General features: G+C 59.1%; 18 protein-coding genes. 5 read left to right on the top strand and 13 right to left on the bottom strand.

The annotated features are described in order from the left end of the window. Positions 1-9 precede the first annotated feature (9 nt). A complete protein-coding gene (locus tag P3T20_RS28505; RefSeq protein WP_429288526.1) occupies positions 10-300 on the bottom strand; it encodes a hypothetical protein in 291 nt (96 codons plus the stop codon). Between the two features lie 498 nt (positions 301-798). Between P3T20_RS28505 and P3T20_RS28500 the strand changes: the two genes are divergently transcribed. Further along, entirely contained in the window at positions 799-1788 is a 990-nt protein-coding gene (locus P3T20_RS28500) for a hypothetical protein (protein WP_429288525.1), read from the top strand. 77 nt (positions 1789-1865) lie between these two features. Here the strand turns inward: P3T20_RS28500 and P3T20_RS28495 are convergent, their stop codons facing one another. Beyond that, a complete protein-coding gene (locus P3T20_RS28495) occupies positions 1866-2378 on the bottom strand; it encodes an N-acetyltransferase family protein (protein ID WP_429288524.1) in 513 nt (170 codons plus the stop codon). A gap of 73 nt (positions 2379-2451) precedes the next feature. Then, positions 2452-3705: a serine hydrolase domain-containing protein gene (locus tag P3T20_RS28490; protein ID WP_429288523.1), complete on the bottom strand. Its 1254-nt coding sequence runs from the start codon at positions 3703-3705 to the stop codon at positions 2452-2454. 222 nt (positions 3706-3927) lie between these two features. Between P3T20_RS28490 and P3T20_RS28485 the strand changes: the two genes are divergently transcribed. Further along, positions 3928-4935: a LacI family DNA-binding transcriptional regulator gene (locus P3T20_RS28485; RefSeq protein ID WP_429288522.1), complete on the top strand. Its 1008-nt coding sequence runs from the start codon at positions 3928-3930 to the stop codon at positions 4933-4935. Here the strand turns inward: P3T20_RS28485 and P3T20_RS28480 are convergent. The 5 genes from P3T20_RS28480 to P3T20_RS28460 form a co-directional block, all read right to left on the bottom strand. Further along, a complete protein-coding gene (locus P3T20_RS28480) occupies positions 4901-5821 on the bottom strand; it encodes a sugar phosphate isomerase/epimerase family protein (protein ID WP_429288521.1) in 921 nt (306 codons plus the stop codon). The two genes, P3T20_RS28485 and P3T20_RS28480, sit on opposite strands and share 35 nt — an antisense overlap. After that, positions 5821-7071 (bottom strand): NAD(P)/FAD-dependent oxidoreductase, encoded by a 1251-nt coding sequence (locus tag P3T20_RS28475; protein ID WP_429288520.1) that lies wholly within the window; start codon positions 7069-7071, stop codon positions 5821-5823. Before P3T20_RS28475 ends, P3T20_RS28480 begins: the two co-directional genes overlap by 1 nt. Continuing rightward, complete coding sequence (locus P3T20_RS28470) at positions 7068-7433, bottom strand: non-heme iron oxygenase ferredoxin subunit (RefSeq protein WP_429288519.1); 366 nt, start codon at positions 7431-7433, stop codon at positions 7068-7070. Before P3T20_RS28470 ends, P3T20_RS28475 begins: the two co-directional genes overlap by 4 nt. 61 nt (positions 7434-7494) lie before the next feature. Continuing rightward, complete coding sequence (locus P3T20_RS28465) at positions 7495-8562, bottom strand: fatty acid desaturase family protein (protein WP_429288518.1); 1068 nt, start codon at positions 8560-8562, stop codon at positions 7495-7497. A 192-nt stretch (positions 8563-8754) separates the two neighbouring features. Continuing rightward, complete coding sequence (locus P3T20_RS28460) at positions 8755-9702, bottom strand: GlxA family transcriptional regulator (protein WP_429288517.1); 948 nt, start codon at positions 9700-9702, stop codon at positions 8755-8757. Positions 9703-9893: 191 nt separating this feature from the next. Here P3T20_RS28460 and P3T20_RS28455 point away from each other — a divergent pair, with 191 nt between their 5' ends. Together P3T20_RS28455 and P3T20_RS28450 are read left to right on the top strand one after the other, a co-directional pair. Continuing rightward, the gene (locus P3T20_RS28455; RefSeq protein ID WP_429288516.1) at positions 9894-10715 is read left to right on the top strand and encodes an SDR family NAD(P)-dependent oxidoreductase; all 822 of its coding nucleotides are present in this window, start codon (positions 9894-9896) and stop codon (positions 10713-10715) included. Positions 10716-10887: 172 nt separating this feature from the next. Further along, entirely contained in the window at positions 10888-11880 is a 993-nt protein-coding gene (locus tag P3T20_RS28450; RefSeq protein WP_429288515.1) for an alpha/beta hydrolase family protein, read from the top strand. A 194-nt stretch (positions 11881-12074) separates the two neighbouring features. Here the strand turns inward: P3T20_RS28450 and P3T20_RS28445 are convergent, their stop codons facing one another. The 3 genes from P3T20_RS28445 to P3T20_RS28435 all read right to left on the bottom strand — a co-directional run bounded on the left by P3T20_RS28445 (position 12075) and on the right by P3T20_RS28435 (position 14545). After that, positions 12075-12878: a lipid II flippase Amj family protein gene (locus tag P3T20_RS28445; RefSeq protein WP_429288514.1), complete on the bottom strand. Its 804-nt coding sequence runs from the start codon at positions 12876-12878 to the stop codon at positions 12075-12077. Between the two features lie 193 nt (positions 12879-13071). Further along, positions 13072-13638, bottom strand: a complete 567-nt coding sequence (locus P3T20_RS28440) for a hypothetical protein (RefSeq protein WP_429288513.1) — start codon at positions 13636-13638, stop codon at positions 13072-13074. 79 nt (positions 13639-13717) lie between these two features. After that, the gene (locus P3T20_RS28435; protein ID WP_429288512.1) at positions 13718-14545 is read right to left on the bottom strand and encodes a class I SAM-dependent methyltransferase; all 828 of its coding nucleotides are present in this window, start codon (positions 14543-14545) and stop codon (positions 13718-13720) included. Positions 14546-14848: 303 nt separating this feature from the next. Between P3T20_RS28435 and P3T20_RS28430 the strand changes: the two genes are divergently transcribed. Further along, positions 14849-15049: a hypothetical protein gene (locus tag P3T20_RS28430; RefSeq protein ID WP_429288511.1), complete on the top strand. Its 201-nt coding sequence runs from the start codon at positions 14849-14851 to the stop codon at positions 15047-15049. A 138-nt stretch (positions 15050-15187) separates the two neighbouring features. Here P3T20_RS28430 and P3T20_RS28425 read toward each other — a convergent pair whose 3' ends face one another. Beyond that, positions 15188-15604, bottom strand: coding sequence for an HIT family protein (locus tag P3T20_RS28425; RefSeq protein ID WP_429288510.1), 417 nt, complete (start codon positions 15602-15604; stop codon positions 15188-15190). A 282-nt stretch (positions 15605-15886) separates the two neighbouring features. Next, positions 15887-16606, bottom strand: coding sequence for a hypothetical protein (locus tag P3T20_RS28420; protein WP_429288509.1), 720 nt, complete (start codon positions 16604-16606; stop codon positions 15887-15889). Positions 16607-16701: the final 95 nt, after the last annotated feature.

Below are 16701 nucleotides of genomic sequence, written 5' to 3'. Positions count from 1 at the left end.
TTGATACCGTTACTGACCAGCCGGCGACACAGTGCTCGGAGTCGCCAGCGTATTGTGACTCCCGGGCGCATTGACGAGAGACGTCGAGCTATTGCTGACGCTATTCGGCATGCTTGAGCTCGTAGCCCCGGAGCCCGTACCACTGTCCGAGTTAGTCGCACCAGGCGTGCCGTATCCGCTCGTTGCAGCGGCCGGCGACACGGTGCTCGGGGTCGCCAGCGTGTTGTTCTGTGCATAGGCGCCGGCCGACAGCGTAAGTGCGGCGACCGCCGCGATTAATGTGCTGGTTGCCTTGTTCATGACCCGTTCTCCTTGATTGGACTGGAATGTCAGCGCGAACGATCCATTCGTTTTATCCACGGCGGTCGTTGTGCGCTTGTCTCGTGGCGATCCAAACAAACTCGCGCGACCGTTCGCAGTGACATACGTGAAGCACACCGGAGATCGCCGCTCAGGGCTGGCACAAGACACGTTTCACTCCTGGCAACAATCTATGCCTGCGAAAGGCCTAGACTCTCAGTTTAGGAAAGTGATCGATAATAATTAAGCGCGTTGTCCGCAAGGGTGAATTTCTATTTCTGGAATTACCCCCAAATGGCCCCCGTCCCCAATATGAAACCCGCATATCCGATGCTTACGTCTGCGCGACAAGCCGGAACGAGGAAACCGCGTTTTCCAGCTGACGTGCCTATGCCTCGAGCGAGCCGGCCGCTGCAGCGGCCTCTTCGACAAGCGCTGCGTTCTGCGTCGGAAGTGACGTAAAGTAATCCTTCAGCTAACTGAGACGGAGCACACCCGATGACAACAGCTGCAATTCCCATCGATCCGATCAACGGCATTCTTGAAGCCTTCAAAACGCATAACGTCGTGGCACTCTGCGACGGCGGCCACGGCTGCGAACAAGCCTATGCTTTAAGAGTCGCGCTGATACGGGACCCGCGGTTTGCTGACATCGTGAGCGATATCGTCGTTGAATGCGGCAATTCCCTTTACCAGGGGGTGATGGACCGCTTCGTTGCGGGCGAAGATGTGCCGGAAAAAGAACTGCGCCAGGCTTGGCAGAACACCACGCAACCTCACGATGTGTGGGATCGCCCTGTTTTTGAGGGGTTTTTCCGCGAAGTACGCGCTGTGAATGCTTCGTTGCCAAAGGACCGGCAGATTCGCGTCCTGCTCGGAGACCCGCCGGTAGACTGGTCGAAGATCAACAATGCCGAGGAATACAAAGCCACCACCGTCATGGCTAACCGGGATAGTTGTCCCGTGGAAATTATCCAGCGTGAAGTGCTAGCCAGGCAGCGCCGCGCTTTGGTCGTCTACGGCGCGATGCACTTTTTGCGTAAGAGCCCGTACTGGCAAATGAAAGACCAGGCGAAAGCAGAGCAGCGATTCAACAAGCCGGCGAATTCAATCGTTTCGTTGCTGGAGAGTCAGGGTGTCAAAGTCTATTCGGTCTGGTCCGCGGTACTCATCGATCTGGCAGCGTTACATCCCGACGTCACTTCCTGGAAGGTGCCAGGTCTCGTGCCGATTCATGGCACTCCGCTTGGAGCAATGAGCTTTCGCTCATATTATCCGCACATCGCGATCACGATGCACGATGGTGTCGCGGAAGAAATTTCTATTGATCCGATCCGCTCTCCTGTCATGCAGGAGCAGTTCGACGCCATTCTTTACTATGGACGACCGTCGGAGTTGACCTGGAGTCAAGTCTCTCCAGCGTTAGCCGCCGATCCAGAGTACGTCAAGATGCGGTCGGACAGAATCGCGTGGGTGGGGTTGCCTTAGTATCAAAAGCGCAAGTACTTTCTCATGGGCAGCCGGGTCTGATCAATCGTGGATTGGGTACAACCGGAAGGGCCCCGTCAGTCCCTTGCGACCATTACCTTGTTCTCGTGTTTGACACCGCCAAGCTCAAAGTATGCGATCCCCTCCTGCGTCATTCCACGTGAACGATAGAAGGAAATCGCCTTCTCGTTTTGCGAGTTGACGATTAGCCAGACTGCTCGATTTCCGGTTCTCGCCGCCGCAGTGTCTCTGGCTTGGGTCAATAATGCGGATCCGACTCCGCGACCGGCAAACGAGTCCTGGATGTAGAGCGTTTCAATCTCGATGGGGACATCTGCATGGTACGAGCCGAAGCGCATGACGATATAGCCTGCAAGGCCGCCTTCTGCCTCGGCAACCAACACGACGATGCCCGGATCGTTCATCAGCGCCAGAATTTTTTCGGATGTAAATGTCATCAGGACATATTGGGCAATGACATCGGAAACGCCGGCTGTGGCATAGGTATGCACCCACACGTGAGCACCAAGTACCGCGATGCGCGCCGAGTCTTCCGCCCCGGCTGGCCTTATTGAAAACGCAAACTTCATCGTGTGCTCTGACTAAAAACTGGCTGTGCGCTTCAGGATTTGCGGCGAGCAGCTACGGCCAAAGGCGCGGACCTCAGGATCCAGAGTCCGTAATCGCGCTATAAACCATCGTCCGCAACTGACGACGCACCGGGTGCGCGGACGACGGCAGGAGTTGAGTGAGGAACAGCACGATCAGGTCCTCGCGCGGATCGACCCAGAAGAACGTACTGGCCGCACCGCCCCAGAAAAAGTCACCCGCACTGCCCGGAATCAGAGTGGCCGCGGGCGTAATAGTAGTGGCAAAGCCGAGTCCAAAACCGATCCCTTCGTAGATGGCCTCGCTGAACATCGAGCGCGACAGGCGAGGCAGATCAACACCACCCGGCAGATGATTGCTGGTCATCAGTGCCAGCGTCCTGGGGCCGAGCAGACGCACGCCATCCAGCTCGCCACCCTGGAGCAGCATGCGCGCAAAGCGCATGTAATCGGTCGCCGTGGATACGAGGCCACCGCCGCCGGAAACAAAAGTGGGCGGCTTGAGATACGGGCTGACGTGAGGATCATCCTGCAACGTCGGCGCTTGCGCGGAGGCGATCTTCGAGCCGAGTGCGCCGATGGCATAGCACGCGCAGAAACGGGACACCTTTTCTTCCGGCACGTAGAAGGCCGTGTCGACCATACCCAACGGATCGAAGATCCGTTCTTTCAGAAAGACCTCGAACGGCGTTCCGCTGACCTTGCCCACGATATAACCGAGTACGTCCGTGGCAACGGAATAGTTCCACGCTTCGCCCGGCGAAAATTCGAGCGGCAACGTGGCCAGCTTCTCGATCATCTCCTCCAGCGTGCCCGCAGTCGCGAGCTCGCCTATCTTCAGCTTGCGATAGGCCGCGTCGACATTGGTATTCTGCTGAAAGCCATACGTCAAACCGGAGGTATGGCGCAGCAGATCGACCACGAGCATCGGGCGGCCCGTCGGACGCGTCTGGAAGCTTTCCATGAAGCCCCCCACGTGAACGCCCAGCTTGTCCCATGACGGGATGTACTTGCTGACAGGATCGTCCAGAGCAATCTTGCACTCCTCGACCAGCATCATGACCGCCACCGACGTGATGGGCTTGGTCATCGAGTAGATACGGAAGATCGAATCCTCAGCCATCGGCACCTGCCGCTCGCGGTCGGCGAGGCCAAGCACCGAGTTCAACGCAAGTCCGCCACCCCGCCACACCTGGACAAGGGCACCTGCCAACTTGCCGGTGGCAATATAGTTGTCGTCGACGAAACGCTCGATCCGTTCCAGCCGTTCACACGACATCCCCTGCTTTTCCTTGTCGCCCACACCCATGCCGCCTCCTTTGTTGAATGCGTCCTTCAGGTCGACGCCCGCCAAAAGGCATCTTACTCGCCATGAGCGTGATGAACTACATGCTCGCGTCGGGCGGTGGCGGATCGGTCACTTGATATCGCGCCGGTCTTGATGCGATCATGCATCGACGCAACCCATCGCCGACCCCAACTGCGCGAGTCCTCCGTATCGATGCCCTCGAATCCGCACCGCAAAACCAGCATGGCGGATGTCGCCAAGGCAGCCGGCGTCAGCGAGGCCACCGTGGATCGCGTCCTCAACGGCCGCGGCGGCGTGGCGCGCGACAAGGAGGCGCGGGTACTGGAATGGGCGCGCAAGCTGAAACTCGACCGTGCGCTCGGCGCGGTGCCGGCGCGCTGGCTGCGCATTGCCATCCTCATGCAGCAGCCCGCGGCGCCCTATTTCGTCAGCCTGAAGCGCGGCTTCGAACTCGCGCAGCAATCCTTCGAGGCGCAGCGCGCGATCTGCGCGGTCACCTACTTCGATAGTCTCGACCCCGCCTGTATTGTCGACACCATCCACCGCGCGACGCAAAAAGCAGATGCACTGGTGATGGTCGCCTACGAGCATCCGGACATTAGCGCGGCGGTTCGCAAGCTGAGCCCGGTCATTCCTGTCGTGACGCTCGCCAGCGACCTGCCCGGCACCGGAAGGCTTGCTTACGTCGGCATCGACAATCGCGGCGCGGGCCGGGTCGCCGGCGAACTGATGGGGCGATTTCTCGGCGATGCCGGCGGCCAGGTTCTCGTCATCACAGGCATGCATGACTTTCTGGCGCACGAAGAGCGCGAAAACGGCTTTCGTTCAGTACTGCGGCGCTGGTTTCCGCGCTGCGATATCGTTGAAACAGTCGAAAGCTTCGAGCGGCCGGAGCGCACCGAACGCCTGACACGCGATACGTTCGCCCGCTATCCGGATCTGCGTGGCATCTACAATATTTCGGCCGGAGACGAAGGCATCAGTGCCGCGCTGCATGCGCTCAACCGCGCGCGCTCCACGGTCCTGATCGGTCACGAACTCAATCAGGCTTCGCGCCGTCTTTTAATGGAAGGTACGCTCGATGCGGTGATCGACCAGAATCCGGTTGCCGAGGCCACGCGTGCGGTCCAACTTATTCTTCGCCACTATCATCGTGAGCCCGGGGTTGCACCGCTTCAGCAGATTCCGGTCACCGTCATCTTGCGCGAGAATCTGCCGCCTGAAGATTGAGGGCGGTTCGTGCCGCTCCATTTTCGTGTGCACGCATACCGTGAGCACGGTGCTGCTGCACGTCGTGCCAAACATCACGGATCCAGTCGCGTAGCATCAATGATTCTTGCCAACGGTCAGTCGTATCGTTGCCGTCGCGGCCGATGATTGCATAAGGCTTTGGCCCGAGCTCACAGGTGAACGACAAGGTGTCGTCGGCGCCGGCACGCTCGCACCATGATTCGAAGCCATAACGCCACCAGTCGAGAAACAGGTCCACCCACATCCGGTGCGGCTCGAACGACAGCTCGATCTGCACCTGCTCGCGGCTCGCCACGCGGCCGTGAAAGGCCCACGAACTATCGAGAATACGATGCATCAGCGCATGATTTTCGTCTGAGACTGGCCATGCGAACTCACGTCCGACGAGGTAATGCGAAATGTCGCCAAGCAGTTTCAGGTGCGGCCGCGCGTCGAGCAGATCCAGTGTGAAAAACAGGTCTGTTGTCATCCGATCGCGGTGCGTCTCGATGTAGACCGGAAAGTCCACCTGCTCCGCAAGACGCGTCCAGCCGTCGAGCAGCGTCAGTGCTTCCCCGAGACTGCGCGGACGGACATCCGGCTGCAGGTCGATGTGATGCACACCGAATTCAGCGGCGTTTTCGAGCACGGGTTGCAGATCGTCAACGGTGCGCGGAAAACACTGGCCTTCGGCGTCGAGACCGTGCGTCTTGCGCAACGCGGCCAGTCGCTGCACATCCTCGCGGTGTGTATAGTCCGCGCTGATGCCGTCGAATCCCGCCTCGGCGATCATCCGCAGATTTGCTTCGAGCGAGCGTTCAAAGCCGTCGGTATGACGCCGTTCCATCGCCCACATCGACTGGAATACCAGCAAGCGTTGCGTCATCACGCCTCCACCGTCAGCAGCGACTTCAGTTTCGTCGAATGATCGGCGAGCACGACGGGTTCGACGCGTGCACGGCGTGCGATCAGCTCCTGTGCAACGCGCACTTCGCGGGAAATCTCACTCACCTTGCCAACGCCGCTCGCGCCCACCAGGATGCCATCTCCATCAAGAGCGAAAAATACTCTGGACGCCGAACCGGTTTCGCGCACCACGCTGGTCGTACCGAATGCAGGCATACCGGCAATCTGGATTGTCATGTCGTACTGATCCGACCAGAACCACGGCACGGCCGAATAGGTCTCACCGTATTCGAGCATGTTGCGCGCCACGACTCGCGCATGGTCTTCGGCGTTCTTCCAGCATTCCAGCCGGATGCGTCGGCGAAACAACCGGTGTGGGAACGAACATACGTCGCCGGCCGCGAAAATATAAGGATCGTTGGTCCGCAATGTGTCGTCGACAGCGATGCCATCCGCGACATCGATGCCCGCCGCCTCTGCTAATGCGGTGCGGGGCGTTACACCAATCCCGACGACGACCGCATCGCATTCCACCGTGGTGCCGTCGGACAACTTGAGTCCCGACACGCGCGTGCTACCCAGAACCTGATCTACTTGAACCGCGAAGCGCACCTCGACGCCCATCTGCCGATGCCTTTCAACCAGATAGCCAGCGACGACTTCCGGCACGGCCCGCATCAACGCACGCGAGGCCGCTTCGATCACCACCACTCCACAGCCTCGCGCAATGGCTGTCGCCGCGACCTCCAGACCGATGAAACCTGCGCCCACCACGGCAATCCTCTGCCCTGGCGCAAGTTCGCCGACGATCGACAACGCATCGGGCACGGATCTCAGCATATGCACGCCGGCCAGCGTCGCCCCCGGCACCGGCAAGCGGCGCGGCTGTGCACCGGTGGCGATCAGCAGCCGCCGGTACGACACCGAGCGGCCCTCGCCCAGCACGACACGCCGTTCTACACGGTCGATGGCTGTGACCTGCGCGTCGACCCGCAGATCGATTCGGTTGTCGCGATAGAACGCATCGTCGTAAAGCGCGCACTGCGCCACCGTCTTTTGACCCAGCAACACGCCCTTCGACAAAGGTGGCCGGTCGTAGGGCGCGAGCCCCTCGTTGCCGAGCAGCGTGATGTCGCCTTCCCAGCCGTTAGCGCGCAGCGCCTGCGCGGTACGCGCGCCGCACTGGCCCGCGCCGACGATAACCATTGCGCCACGCTCAGCGGTTTTCATGTGGCGTCCTTTGCGACATCTGTGGTGGCTGTGGCAGGCAGGCCAATCAGCACGTTGTGCCCATCGACGCGGACCGGGTAAGTCTGCAGCTTCACGCAGACCGGCGGGCTCAGGGGCTTACCGCTGACGATGTCGAAACGCCCCTGATGCAACGGACATTCGATCTCGCCATTTACGACGAAGCCGTCGGCCAGATGAGCCTGCTCGTGCGTGCACCAGCCGTCCGATGCATGAAAGCCCTTCGCCAGCCGATATACCGCGTAGCTCGCGCCTTCGTGATCGAAGCGCAGCACGTCCTCTTCATCGATGTCGTCGGTTGCGCACGCAACGACCCACTTCGTGTTGCCGGTATCGACTGCCACAATGCCTCCGGGATGCCAGAACTAGATTGAATACGGACTGCTACCGAAATCTGAACGGGTTTTATGCACTCGGTTGAGCAGTGAAATTCGACTGTGCGCCGGAACCCTGATCGGGCAATGTGCGCTTGATGACGTGGGTCGGATCGCGCCGTTGCCTCCACAATGCCGGCACCATCTCGCGATAAGTCGCATAGAGGCTCGGATAGGCCGGTGGCAACTGCTCCTTGATCACGTCGTGCAGGCGCGGCAGTGCATGAAAAGGCACCATCGGCAACAGGTGATGCTCGAGGTGATAGTTCATGTTCAGATACAGGAAGCGGAACACCGGATTGATATACACCGTGCGGGTGTTGAGCCGATGATCCTTGACGTTGACGCCAAGCCCGGCGTGCTGCGTGAGGCCGAGCAGTTGATGCAGCCAGCCGCCGTAGAAACGCGGGGTCCAGATAAACATTAGCGGCAGGAAGCTGCGCAATGCAATTGCTAGCACGATCGTCGCCACGATCACCGCAAGATAGATCCGTGACGACCAGATCATCTTGGGTTTTTCGCTGGCAGGCAGAAACGCTTCAGTGACGGCGTCGACGCGCCCAAACGCATGGCGAACGGTCTTGCGAATTTCAGCGACGCCGCCGATCAACGCCAGGAAGTCGAGCACTATCGGCAGCACCTTGGTCGGACGCGTCACCTGAATTTCCGGGTCGCGCTCGACGAAGTAGGTATGCGTGTGGTGCCGAGCGTGACTCCAGCGCCACCAGTAGGCTTCGCGGATCGTCATGAACGACGACAGGTGATAGAACGCATCATTGAGCCAGCGCGTCTTGAACGGCGTGCCGTGCGCGAGTTCATGCCAGCGGGCGTCACTCGACGAATAGATCGTGCCGTACACGAAGAACGCCGGCACCGCCCACCAGGTGCCCCAGGTCAAGCCGGCGACCACGCCCGAGACAATCAGCAGCACGAGCCACAGTCCGAAATTGCGCAGACCTGCTGCGTCGCTACGTTTCATCAGATCTTTGAGGACGGCGCGCGGAATGCGCGGCTGATACCACTGCTCGCTGATGCGATCGTCGAACGTCTCGTCGGTCAGGCCGGGCTTGGACGTGCCGGGCGGGGGCGTCGATGACATGCTTGTCTCCTGTCTGCCTGCTGGCCGGAGGGCCGCTGCGGTTATGACCCAGCGGTGAACGCCGCTGGGTTGGAACAAACAGTACTTGATCGACGGCCGGTCGGCACGACCAAATTTGATGGATTTCCCTCAATGCTTTGCCTGCGGATCGGGGCTGGCGGACTGCAATCCGCCTTGAAGCATTGTCAGGCTTTACAGCGCTAGCGCTGCTCCCGCCGAGGTTCGCTGGATGGCTTGGGGCGGCTGCCCAAATGCGCGGAGAAACGCCTGCCGCATGCGTTCCCGGTCGCCGAATCCAGTCTCGCGGGCAATGATTTCGATCGGGTGCCGCGTCGTCTCCATCATCAGCCGGGCCGCCTCCACGCGCAGACGCTCGACGGCCTTGGCGGGCGACTGGCCGGTTTCATCACGAAACACCCGGCTGAATTGACGTGGACTCAGCCGCGCGACTTCAGCCAGGGCCTCGACCGACAGGTCGCGGCCAAGATTCTCCGTTGCATAGGTAAGCGCCATCTGCACGCGGTCGGACTTTGCATCCAGCTCCAGCAGCGCCGAGAACTGTGACTGCCCGCCACCGCGCCGCTGATGCAACACGAGCTTGCGCGCGACCATGCGGGCCGTCTTCAACCCGAAATCCTTTTCAACGATCGCGAGCGCAAGGTCGACTCCGGCGCTCATGCCCGCCGACGTCCAGATTTGTCCGTCCACCACGAAGATCCGGTCTTCATCGAGCAGCACGTCGGGGTATTGCTTTTTGAAGTCCTGAGCATGAAACCAGTGCGTCGTGGCGTGCTTCCCTCCGAGCAACCCGGCCGCGGCCAGTACAAACGTCCCGGTGCAGATCGCTGCGACGCGCCGGCTCTGGCTCGGCGCGTTGTGGATGTAGTCCAGCAGGCTGGCGGGCGGGAGACGGCACTCATTGTCACCGGCAACAATGAGCGTGTCGTATGTCGAGTCCCGAAGCCGATCCGTATTGACGGAAAAGCTCTGCGACGTCATCACGGGGCCGCCCTCTTCAGATACGAGGCGGAATTGATAGCCCCTCTCTCCGCGCAGAAGATTCGCGTATTCGAAGACGCTGGCAACGGCAAGCCCTAGCGCCTGGAAGTTGGGATAAACGACGAGTCCGACAGTGTGCATGATCGCCTCGCACGCAGTTGTCACAATATATTGCATATATCACAAAACGGACATTTCAGCGAGAGATAAAGGCCAGAACGTCATGGCGTAAATCATTGCATCTATGTCATTGAGGATGTGTGATGTCACAGTCAGAATGGCCTCCAACCCCTGACATCCCGTCGGGCAAACATTCCGAAAGAGAAACGACCATGACCTCTTCTTCCTCTAACACCCCTCCGAAAGGCACCGCGCTGATCACGGGTGCATCCGCCGGCATCGGCGCCGTGTACGCCGACCGCCTTGCCAGGCGCGGCTACGATCTCATCCTGGTGGCCCGCAACGCCGAGCGCCTGAACGCGCTGGCCTCCCGCCTGCAGGCGGAAACTGGACGCTCGGTGAATACCATCGCCGCTGACCTCAACGACAAGGCCGGCCTTTCGAAGATCGAGAACGTGCTGCGCGACGACAAGAGCATCACGACGCTGGTGAACAACGCTGGCGTCGGCTCGGTTGCGTCGATTCTCAAGGGAGACGTCGACGAGATGGAGGCGATGATCGACCTGAACATCACCGCGCTGACGCGCCTGGCCTATGCCGTGGCGCCAGGGTTCGTCAGCAAGGCGTCCGGCACGATCATCAACATCAGTTCGGCAGTGGGCATCGCCGTGGAACTGCTGAACGGCGTCTACAGCGCCTCGAAGTCCTACGTCCTGAGCTTCGGTCACGCGCTGCAGCGCGACCTCGCTGATAAGGGCGTGCGCATCCAGACGGTGCTACCGGCAGCGACCGCCACCGAGTTCTGGGACGTGGCTGGCTATTCCAGTCAGAAAGAGGCTGCCAGCACAATGACGGCTGAAGACCTGGTCGACGCGGCGCTGGCCGGCCTGGATCAGGGCGAACTCGTGACGATCCCGACACTGCAGGATGGAAACGACTGGACGCGCTGGGAAGCGGATCGCCGTGCGCTGACGCCGAAGTTCGCCAACGCCAAGGCGGCACCGCGCTACGTCGTGACGACTAACAAGGCCTGACAAGGGCGACGGCGTGGGCGCCTGGTTATCGAAGATGAAGCGGGCTGTGTTCGATGATTCGTCGTCTTCACCAAAGAGCTTCGTCGGGGCAACAGCCACCGGGGCGCGTCAGGTTGACAATCCTCTGCGTCCTGGTGCACTTTAAGCTCCCACTCCTACACGGAGCTCTACCGTGCGCCCCGTCACGACCCTGCTTCTTGTGGCGTTCCTTCTAACCACGCTGCAAACTGCGTGCGCTGCCGATGTCGGTTTTCAGGCAATCGAGATTCCCGATGGCGACGAACAGCCGCTGGACGCCGGCGTCTGGTATCCGACCGATGCGCAGGCGTCGCCGCATCGGATCGGCGGGGCGACCCAAACAGTCGCGTTGAATGCGCCCATCGCTGGGCGGGACCTGCCGTTGATTCTCATATCGCATGGGTCTGGCGGGTGGTACGGGGGTCATTACGACACGGCGCTTGCGCTCGTACGGGCCGGATTCGTCGTCGCGGCTGTGACACACCGCGGCGACAGTTTCGACGATCACAGCCGTACCGCGCAGCTCTGGGTTCGTCCCGAGCAACTCAAGCGGCTTACGGATTACATGGTCGCCAGTTGGCCACAACATGCGTCGATCGATGCAAGCCGGATCGGCGTGTTCGGCTTTTCCGCCGGCGGCTTGACCGCGCTCGTCGCTGCCGGCGGCGTGCCGGACCTCGGTCTGATTGGACCATACTGCGTTGAGCACCCGGACACCGACACCTGTGCCGTCGTGCGCGGCACGCCTGGACTAATGGATCGTTTCGCGACGCTGCCAGCATCGGTCTGGGTGCACGACACGCGCGTTCGTGCAGTCGTCGTCGCGGCTCCGGCTGTCGGCTTCGTCTTTGGTCGGGGAGGACTCGTCGATGTTCACGTCCCCGTTCAGCTATGGAGCGCACGGTTCGACCACGTGGAGCCCGCTCCCGACTACGCGGACGTCGTGCGTGCCGCGCTGCCCGCCGCGCCGGATTTTCACCTTGTGGAGAATGCTGACCACTACGATTTTCTGCCTGCGTGTAGCGCATCGGCCGCGCGCGAAATTCCGGAGATCTGCACGTCCCGATCGGGCTTTGATCGTGTGGCGTTTCACAGCGAAATGAATCGCGATGTAGTGGCGTTTTTTGAGCGGACGCTTGGGCAGTGATATGTGTTCTCGTTCGTTGGAGTGGAAGGTGTGTTCGGCACCCGCGTTCTGTGTCGCCGATATCGGCAGCGCATATCAGCGATGCGTACCACGTTGAGCGACCGCGAGAAGCGCATCAAAGCGCGCGCTGCCCGACACGTTCGGTTCAGTGCGATGCGCAAGAGAGGTCGCGATTTCCAGTATTGGTCGGCGCGCTAAATGAGTTCAGCGATGCGAACAATGATCAATGCCGCTGGAACGAGTACCGCCTGCGCACACAGTGTCCCGAGAACGCGTGCGCCCGCGAGAGTTGTAATTGCCCGCCGGAGGCTGTTTTCCGGAATCCGGCCTTCGATTACGTCGTCCGTCATCACTGAAACTTGCGGATCGATGACGACCGCCAATACCACGGTCGCAAAGCCATTGATAACTGACGATAGATTCGCGCAAGTGACCCGCAAATCGGGCTTCAAGTATCCAGCGTAAAGCGATGCGAAAACGCCGACCGTCCAGATCGCCATCGCGATAACGTTCAGTCCTATGACTTTCCAGGAAACGCCTGCGCCAGTGGCCAGTTGGCTGACGTTATGCCGGGACGGAAGCCGTGCTCCAAGCCGAATGTAGCTGACGCCCCCTCGGCTGAAGATATGGAGTAGCAGGCGAGGGATCGAGCGATTTGCTTGAAAGTGATCGATAGCACGGCTGAAATACCGCTGGAACGTGGGAATTAGAAATGCACCGACAGTGCTTGCCACCGTGGCGGTCAGCAGGAAAAGCCGAAAGTCGCCGAGTAGGCCATGCTCCATGTGATGAGCAATATCTAGCTCAACCCGCTTCGCTATGAATGGTCCTTGAAAGGAATTTGCCGTCCTGGAAACTAGGGCGATGATCCCGAATAGAGAAAATGACACGGCGATACGGCGCGTGCGAACACCAGCAATCCGTACCGCATACGCAAGCGTCGCGATCACATGGATTACAAAAGTGAGCCCGCATATGACCAAAAGCTGGGTGTCCATGTTGTCGCCGCGAGGTTGGCAATAATCGAAGTCTACCGGAGTACACTCCCGGCCCGATTGTGAGCGCTCTCGGCTCACGGATTGTGTGACTGGAATTGGCCGATATCGTGTGACCACACGAAGCCAAGTCTCAGGCTGCGATGTGTTTCTGGACTCACGGTCTTCCTGGTGCTGTCGAATGCAACGTTGTCGGCTACTGACTCCTGCCGTGAGATCGAAACGCTATGGAAAGCCCGTGGATGCGAGAACGCAGTGCCTCCACGAGCGTCGCGACAACGGCATGATTGATGGGCGCGGTGGTTTTGAAATCAATGACAGTACCGGTCGTTTCCGTCGAGCCGAGCATCACCGCAGGGCCAGAAGGTGCCCCATAGCTGTAACTTTGCGACCAAACCTCGCCATCTCTCATACTGGTGAACTTCAATGACCGGCAAGCAAAGTTGGCGACCGACGGGCCTGGTGAACCGTGTTCACCCCAGACCAGTTCGCGAAGAATTGCGTCAAAATCTGGACTTGAAGAAAGACATGGGTAGAAGCCGGTAAGCGCCCGCTCGGCGTGTGCGAGCGTGTCGCCCTTATCCGGCGTCAATCTCATTCCCCGGCCCGTATCCGCGAGCGTTCCTTCAGCGTCATTGAGTTCAAGGGCAATGCTTAAATCCGGCGTATAGCTATATTCGACAACGCATAGGGCGAGCAACTGCGCACATACATCCGCTGGTGAAAGCTGCCGAGAAAGCTGAAGGAGTTCTTTGTGGTCCATTGTTCTCTCTCGATTGCGGTACGCCATCGATTGTCAGCGATCAATGCGATGGTGTCGAGTGGCTGTTGTTGGCCGGGCGTTAGGCAGCACTAGCCTGGATAAGACGCAGGCCCCATCCCGTCTTTAACGTTCCGTCTTCGCGTTGCATGGGCGCAAACGCCGACAATAGTTCGCTCTTGAACTGTGCCCGCGCTGTTTCCGACATCCTGTCTGCATCATAGGTGTCCAGCATGTCCGACCATAACTGCTCTGGCGTAGGCGTCCAGTCAACTTCGATGTCTTCGAAGACGACATTAGCGAAACCATGCTGGAGTAATTCGCTCCAACCGGATTCGCTGCGTGTGCGTGCATCACCGAGTGGTAGGTGTCCCAGGTTTGCCTTCGCAATCGGTCTGAATATATCTAAAAAGACTTCACCAACTGGCCCGGTCAGAAAGGCCCGCCCGACGACAGCTGAAAGACTACCGCCTTCACGCAATACCCGACGAATTTCACGGATCACTTGCTCTATGTCGTCCATCAACATCAAAGCCATGTGCGACAGAACGTAATCGATCGAGCCGGTATCCAGCGACAAGTCTTGTGCGCGCTCATTGATCAAGCGAACATCCTGCGGCAGCACTGTCCGGGCGGCGCTCAACTCGCCGTCGCTCATGTCGAGGCCAATCAACTTCGTTGCTGAGTTGCCCCTGTCATTCAGAATTTGCAGCAGTGGCCCGTCGCCGCATGCCAGATCGAGCACTGTGCGCGGCATCCCATCATTTGGCACCCGCTTCGCCAGCGCATGATAGGAAGACGGGTATTCCGCATGCGCGGATCGCGCAGGGTGGTTGCCATAGGCTCGGCGCGTTGCTCCTGCCCGGCGCCGATGAAAATCTTTTAAATAGATTTCTGTTTGAGATGTCATTCTTGCATTACCCGATTGTTCAATTCCTGGTTCTACGCCTGGACTCTGGATCATCCCTATCGTGACGAGTTGTCAACGAAGCAGCCCACGATGTCGACCGTCCGCTGTTAGCCGTTGAGCGAACTCGGTGCAAGGGGGGCCGGCTCGTTATCGACATGATTCTGCCGCTCATTCATTCTCCGCCAAAGCTTTCAACGCGCGTCGGAGCGGCTGTCTTCTGCCGTCCTCCGGATTAGAGTGGTGATTCAAACAAGACATACGCCCAGCGCCGTATGATCGGGTCACAAAAAGCCGAGGCCCAGCATGAGCGATGCGAAGTGCATAACGTTTGAGGCGGTGCAGCTTAATGACCGGTCGGAGTACATAGTGCGCGCTATGTGGCCTGACGGTTACGAACAGCAGATCACCGGCTTTACTGACGATGCCGAGGCTCGCGCATGGATCACCAATGATAGCCGGGGCTGGCTAGATTGGATGGCGCGTCGTCCGCACCCCAGCAACTGACGCCCGCAACCGCTTTCGCTGGATTTAAGTCCATTGGCTGTATTGACGTGCAACGCGGGCCGACGATGTTGCATCGCGCAGAACCGCTTGCGACCCATAAGCGACCTTCGATTTTCTCGAAAGCAGTCGTTCGGCTGGTCAGAGACCAAATTGCAACTGGCTCGTAAGCGCCGCTCGCTTCTCGGCGGATATACGCTCGTAGCGAGTATTTTCGAAGTCGTCGTTCTTGAAGCGAGGAATGACGTGAAAATGTAGATGAAACACGTCCTGACCTGCTGCAGGTTCGTTATTCTGGCGAATCTGTATCCCATCGGTCGAAAACGCGCCCCTTGAGGCCTTTGCGAGCCTCCGCAAACCTGCCATAAGAGCCGAGTCTAGTTCTTTTGGAAGCTCGTAGATATTTTCGATATGAGCCTTCGGAAACAGAAGAGCGTGGCCTAAATTCCTCGGCTTCTGGTAAAGCGCGATGAGCGCAATAACATGATCGTCTTCAAAGATGACCGATTCGCTCTCTTGGCGCTCCTCGGCAATCTTGCAAAATACGCAGTCACCCATTGGACCTCGCCGCCTCTCGCCGATCTGCTATGGCTGTGTACACCGTGTACGCAAAGATCAGAACGGCAAAGAACTCAAGTATCCAGAACTGCGACTGATCGGGGTATCTGAACACGCCGTAAATGCACACGACCGCGGCAATACACTGCATGGCAAATCTGAATGCAAGACGAGGACTCATCGTATCTCCCAACTAGCGGTGCAATGGCGCTGGTACTGCGCGATTGATTATCTCGGATCTGAATGGCCTTGTCGAACAACCGCAGTTGGCCAGACTCCGTCTCATGCGCGTCCCGAATGTCTTCCCATGACTTCTCGGCCCGCGACAATCAAAGGAACAGAGAGATCCGAGTTGTCTACGACGACGGTCGCCAGACTTTCGGGCCGGCACTCATTCAGATAAAGCTTCTGTCCGTCGACATATCGACGGTTCGACTCGGCCACGGGATCGGGCGATCCCCAACCGGGGCCTCGACTCGCACCTCGTGGAACGGAGACAGAAAACGGGACGGTAAGGAAAAGTGAAAAATCCCAGACCGCTCGCAATTCTGGTCGGTGCAGGAACATCCCATCGAAAATCAGGATGCTATTAGGCAGCGCGAGTTCCTCGGCAGCAAACAGAACCTTATCCGCACCTACATCGAACGCGGCGCGTTGAAATATGCCAGATCCGCCATATCCGAGCGGCGCCAACAATTTTTTGTATAGTTCAGGGTAGTTGTAGGTGTCGTGGTAGTAGCCCTCAGGCGAACTTCTTCCGCGCCGGTAGCGGAGCTCGCGAGGATTATGGAAATGGTCAGCCGAAGCACGGATAACCGGTCGTCCGCGTGATTGCACAAGAGTAGCGAGCTCATCTGCAAAGAAAGTCTTGCCGGCACCATCCACTCCGTCAATCGCATCTCGAACCGTTGCAACGCTCCGAAGTGTTGCAACGATGTCGGCAAGACTCTCAAGCAAGGCGATACGCATATTAGCTTTGAATATCGAGCGTGGAAGATTCAAGGTAAGCGGCTGGGGAACGCGCCTTGACGAGCTACGCTAATCGACGGTCACGGTTGGTTGCCAGCGATGCGGCAGCAATGCAGAGATGTCGCTGG

It is taken from the genome of Paraburkholderia sp. GAS206C (assembly GCF_050435645.1).
Lineage (GTDB): Bacteria > Pseudomonadota > Gammaproteobacteria > Burkholderiales > Burkholderiaceae > Paraburkholderia > Paraburkholderia phenazinium_B.
The sequence above is the reverse complement of the archived record's forward strand: the minus strand, read 5'-3'. Positions and strand labels throughout refer to the sequence as shown.

Bases quoted from the DNA above. Each gene is read 5' to 3' on its own strand.
- P3T20_RS28505 (WP_429288526.1), bottom strand. From the start codon at position 300: ATGAACAAGGCAACCAGCACATTAATCGCGGCGGTCGCCGCACTTACG.
- P3T20_RS28500 (WP_429288525.1), top strand. From the start codon at position 799: ATGACAACAGCTGCAATTCCCATCGATCCGATCAACGGCATTCTTGAA.
- P3T20_RS28495 (WP_429288524.1), bottom strand. From the start codon at position 2,378: ATGAAGTTTGCGTTTTCAATAAGGCCAGCCGGGGCGGAAGACTCGGCG.
- P3T20_RS28490 (WP_429288523.1), bottom strand. From the start codon at position 3,705: ATGGGTGTGGGCGACAAGGAAAAGCAGGGGATGTCGTGTGAACGGCTG.
- P3T20_RS28485 (WP_429288522.1), top strand. From the start codon at position 3,928: ATGGCGGATGTCGCCAAGGCAGCCGGCGTCAGCGAGGCCACCGTGGAT.
- P3T20_RS28480 (WP_429288521.1), bottom strand. From the start codon at position 5,821: ATGACGCAACGCTTGCTGGTATTCCAGTCGATGTGGGCGATGGAACGG.
- P3T20_RS28475 (WP_429288520.1), bottom strand. From the start codon at position 7,071: ATGAAAACCGCTGAGCGTGGCGCAATGGTTATCGTCGGCGCGGGCCAG.
- P3T20_RS28465 (WP_429288518.1), bottom strand. From the start codon at position 8,562: ATGTCATCGACGCCCCCGCCCGGCACGTCCAAGCCCGGCCTGACCGAC.
- P3T20_RS28460 (WP_429288517.1), bottom strand. From the start codon at position 9,702: ATGCACACTGTCGGACTCGTCGTTTATCCCAACTTCCAGGCGCTAGGG.
- P3T20_RS28455 (WP_429288516.1), top strand. From the start codon at position 9,894: ATGACCTCTTCTTCCTCTAACACCCCTCCGAAAGGCACCGCGCTGATC.
- P3T20_RS28445 (WP_429288514.1), bottom strand. From the start codon at position 12,878: ATGGACACCCAGCTTTTGGTCATATGCGGGCTCACTTTTGTAATCCAT.
- P3T20_RS28440 (WP_429288513.1), bottom strand. From the start codon at position 13,638: ATGGACCACAAAGAACTCCTTCAGCTTTCTCGGCAGCTTTCACCAGCG.
- P3T20_RS28435 (WP_429288512.1), bottom strand. From the start codon at position 14,545: ATGACATCTCAAACAGAAATCTATTTAAAAGATTTTCATCGGCGCCGG.
- P3T20_RS28430 (WP_429288511.1), top strand. From the start codon at position 14,849: ATGAGCGATGCGAAGTGCATAACGTTTGAGGCGGTGCAGCTTAATGAC.
- P3T20_RS28425 (WP_429288510.1), bottom strand. From the start codon at position 15,604: ATGGGTGACTGCGTATTTTGCAAGATTGCCGAGGAGCGCCAAGAGAGC.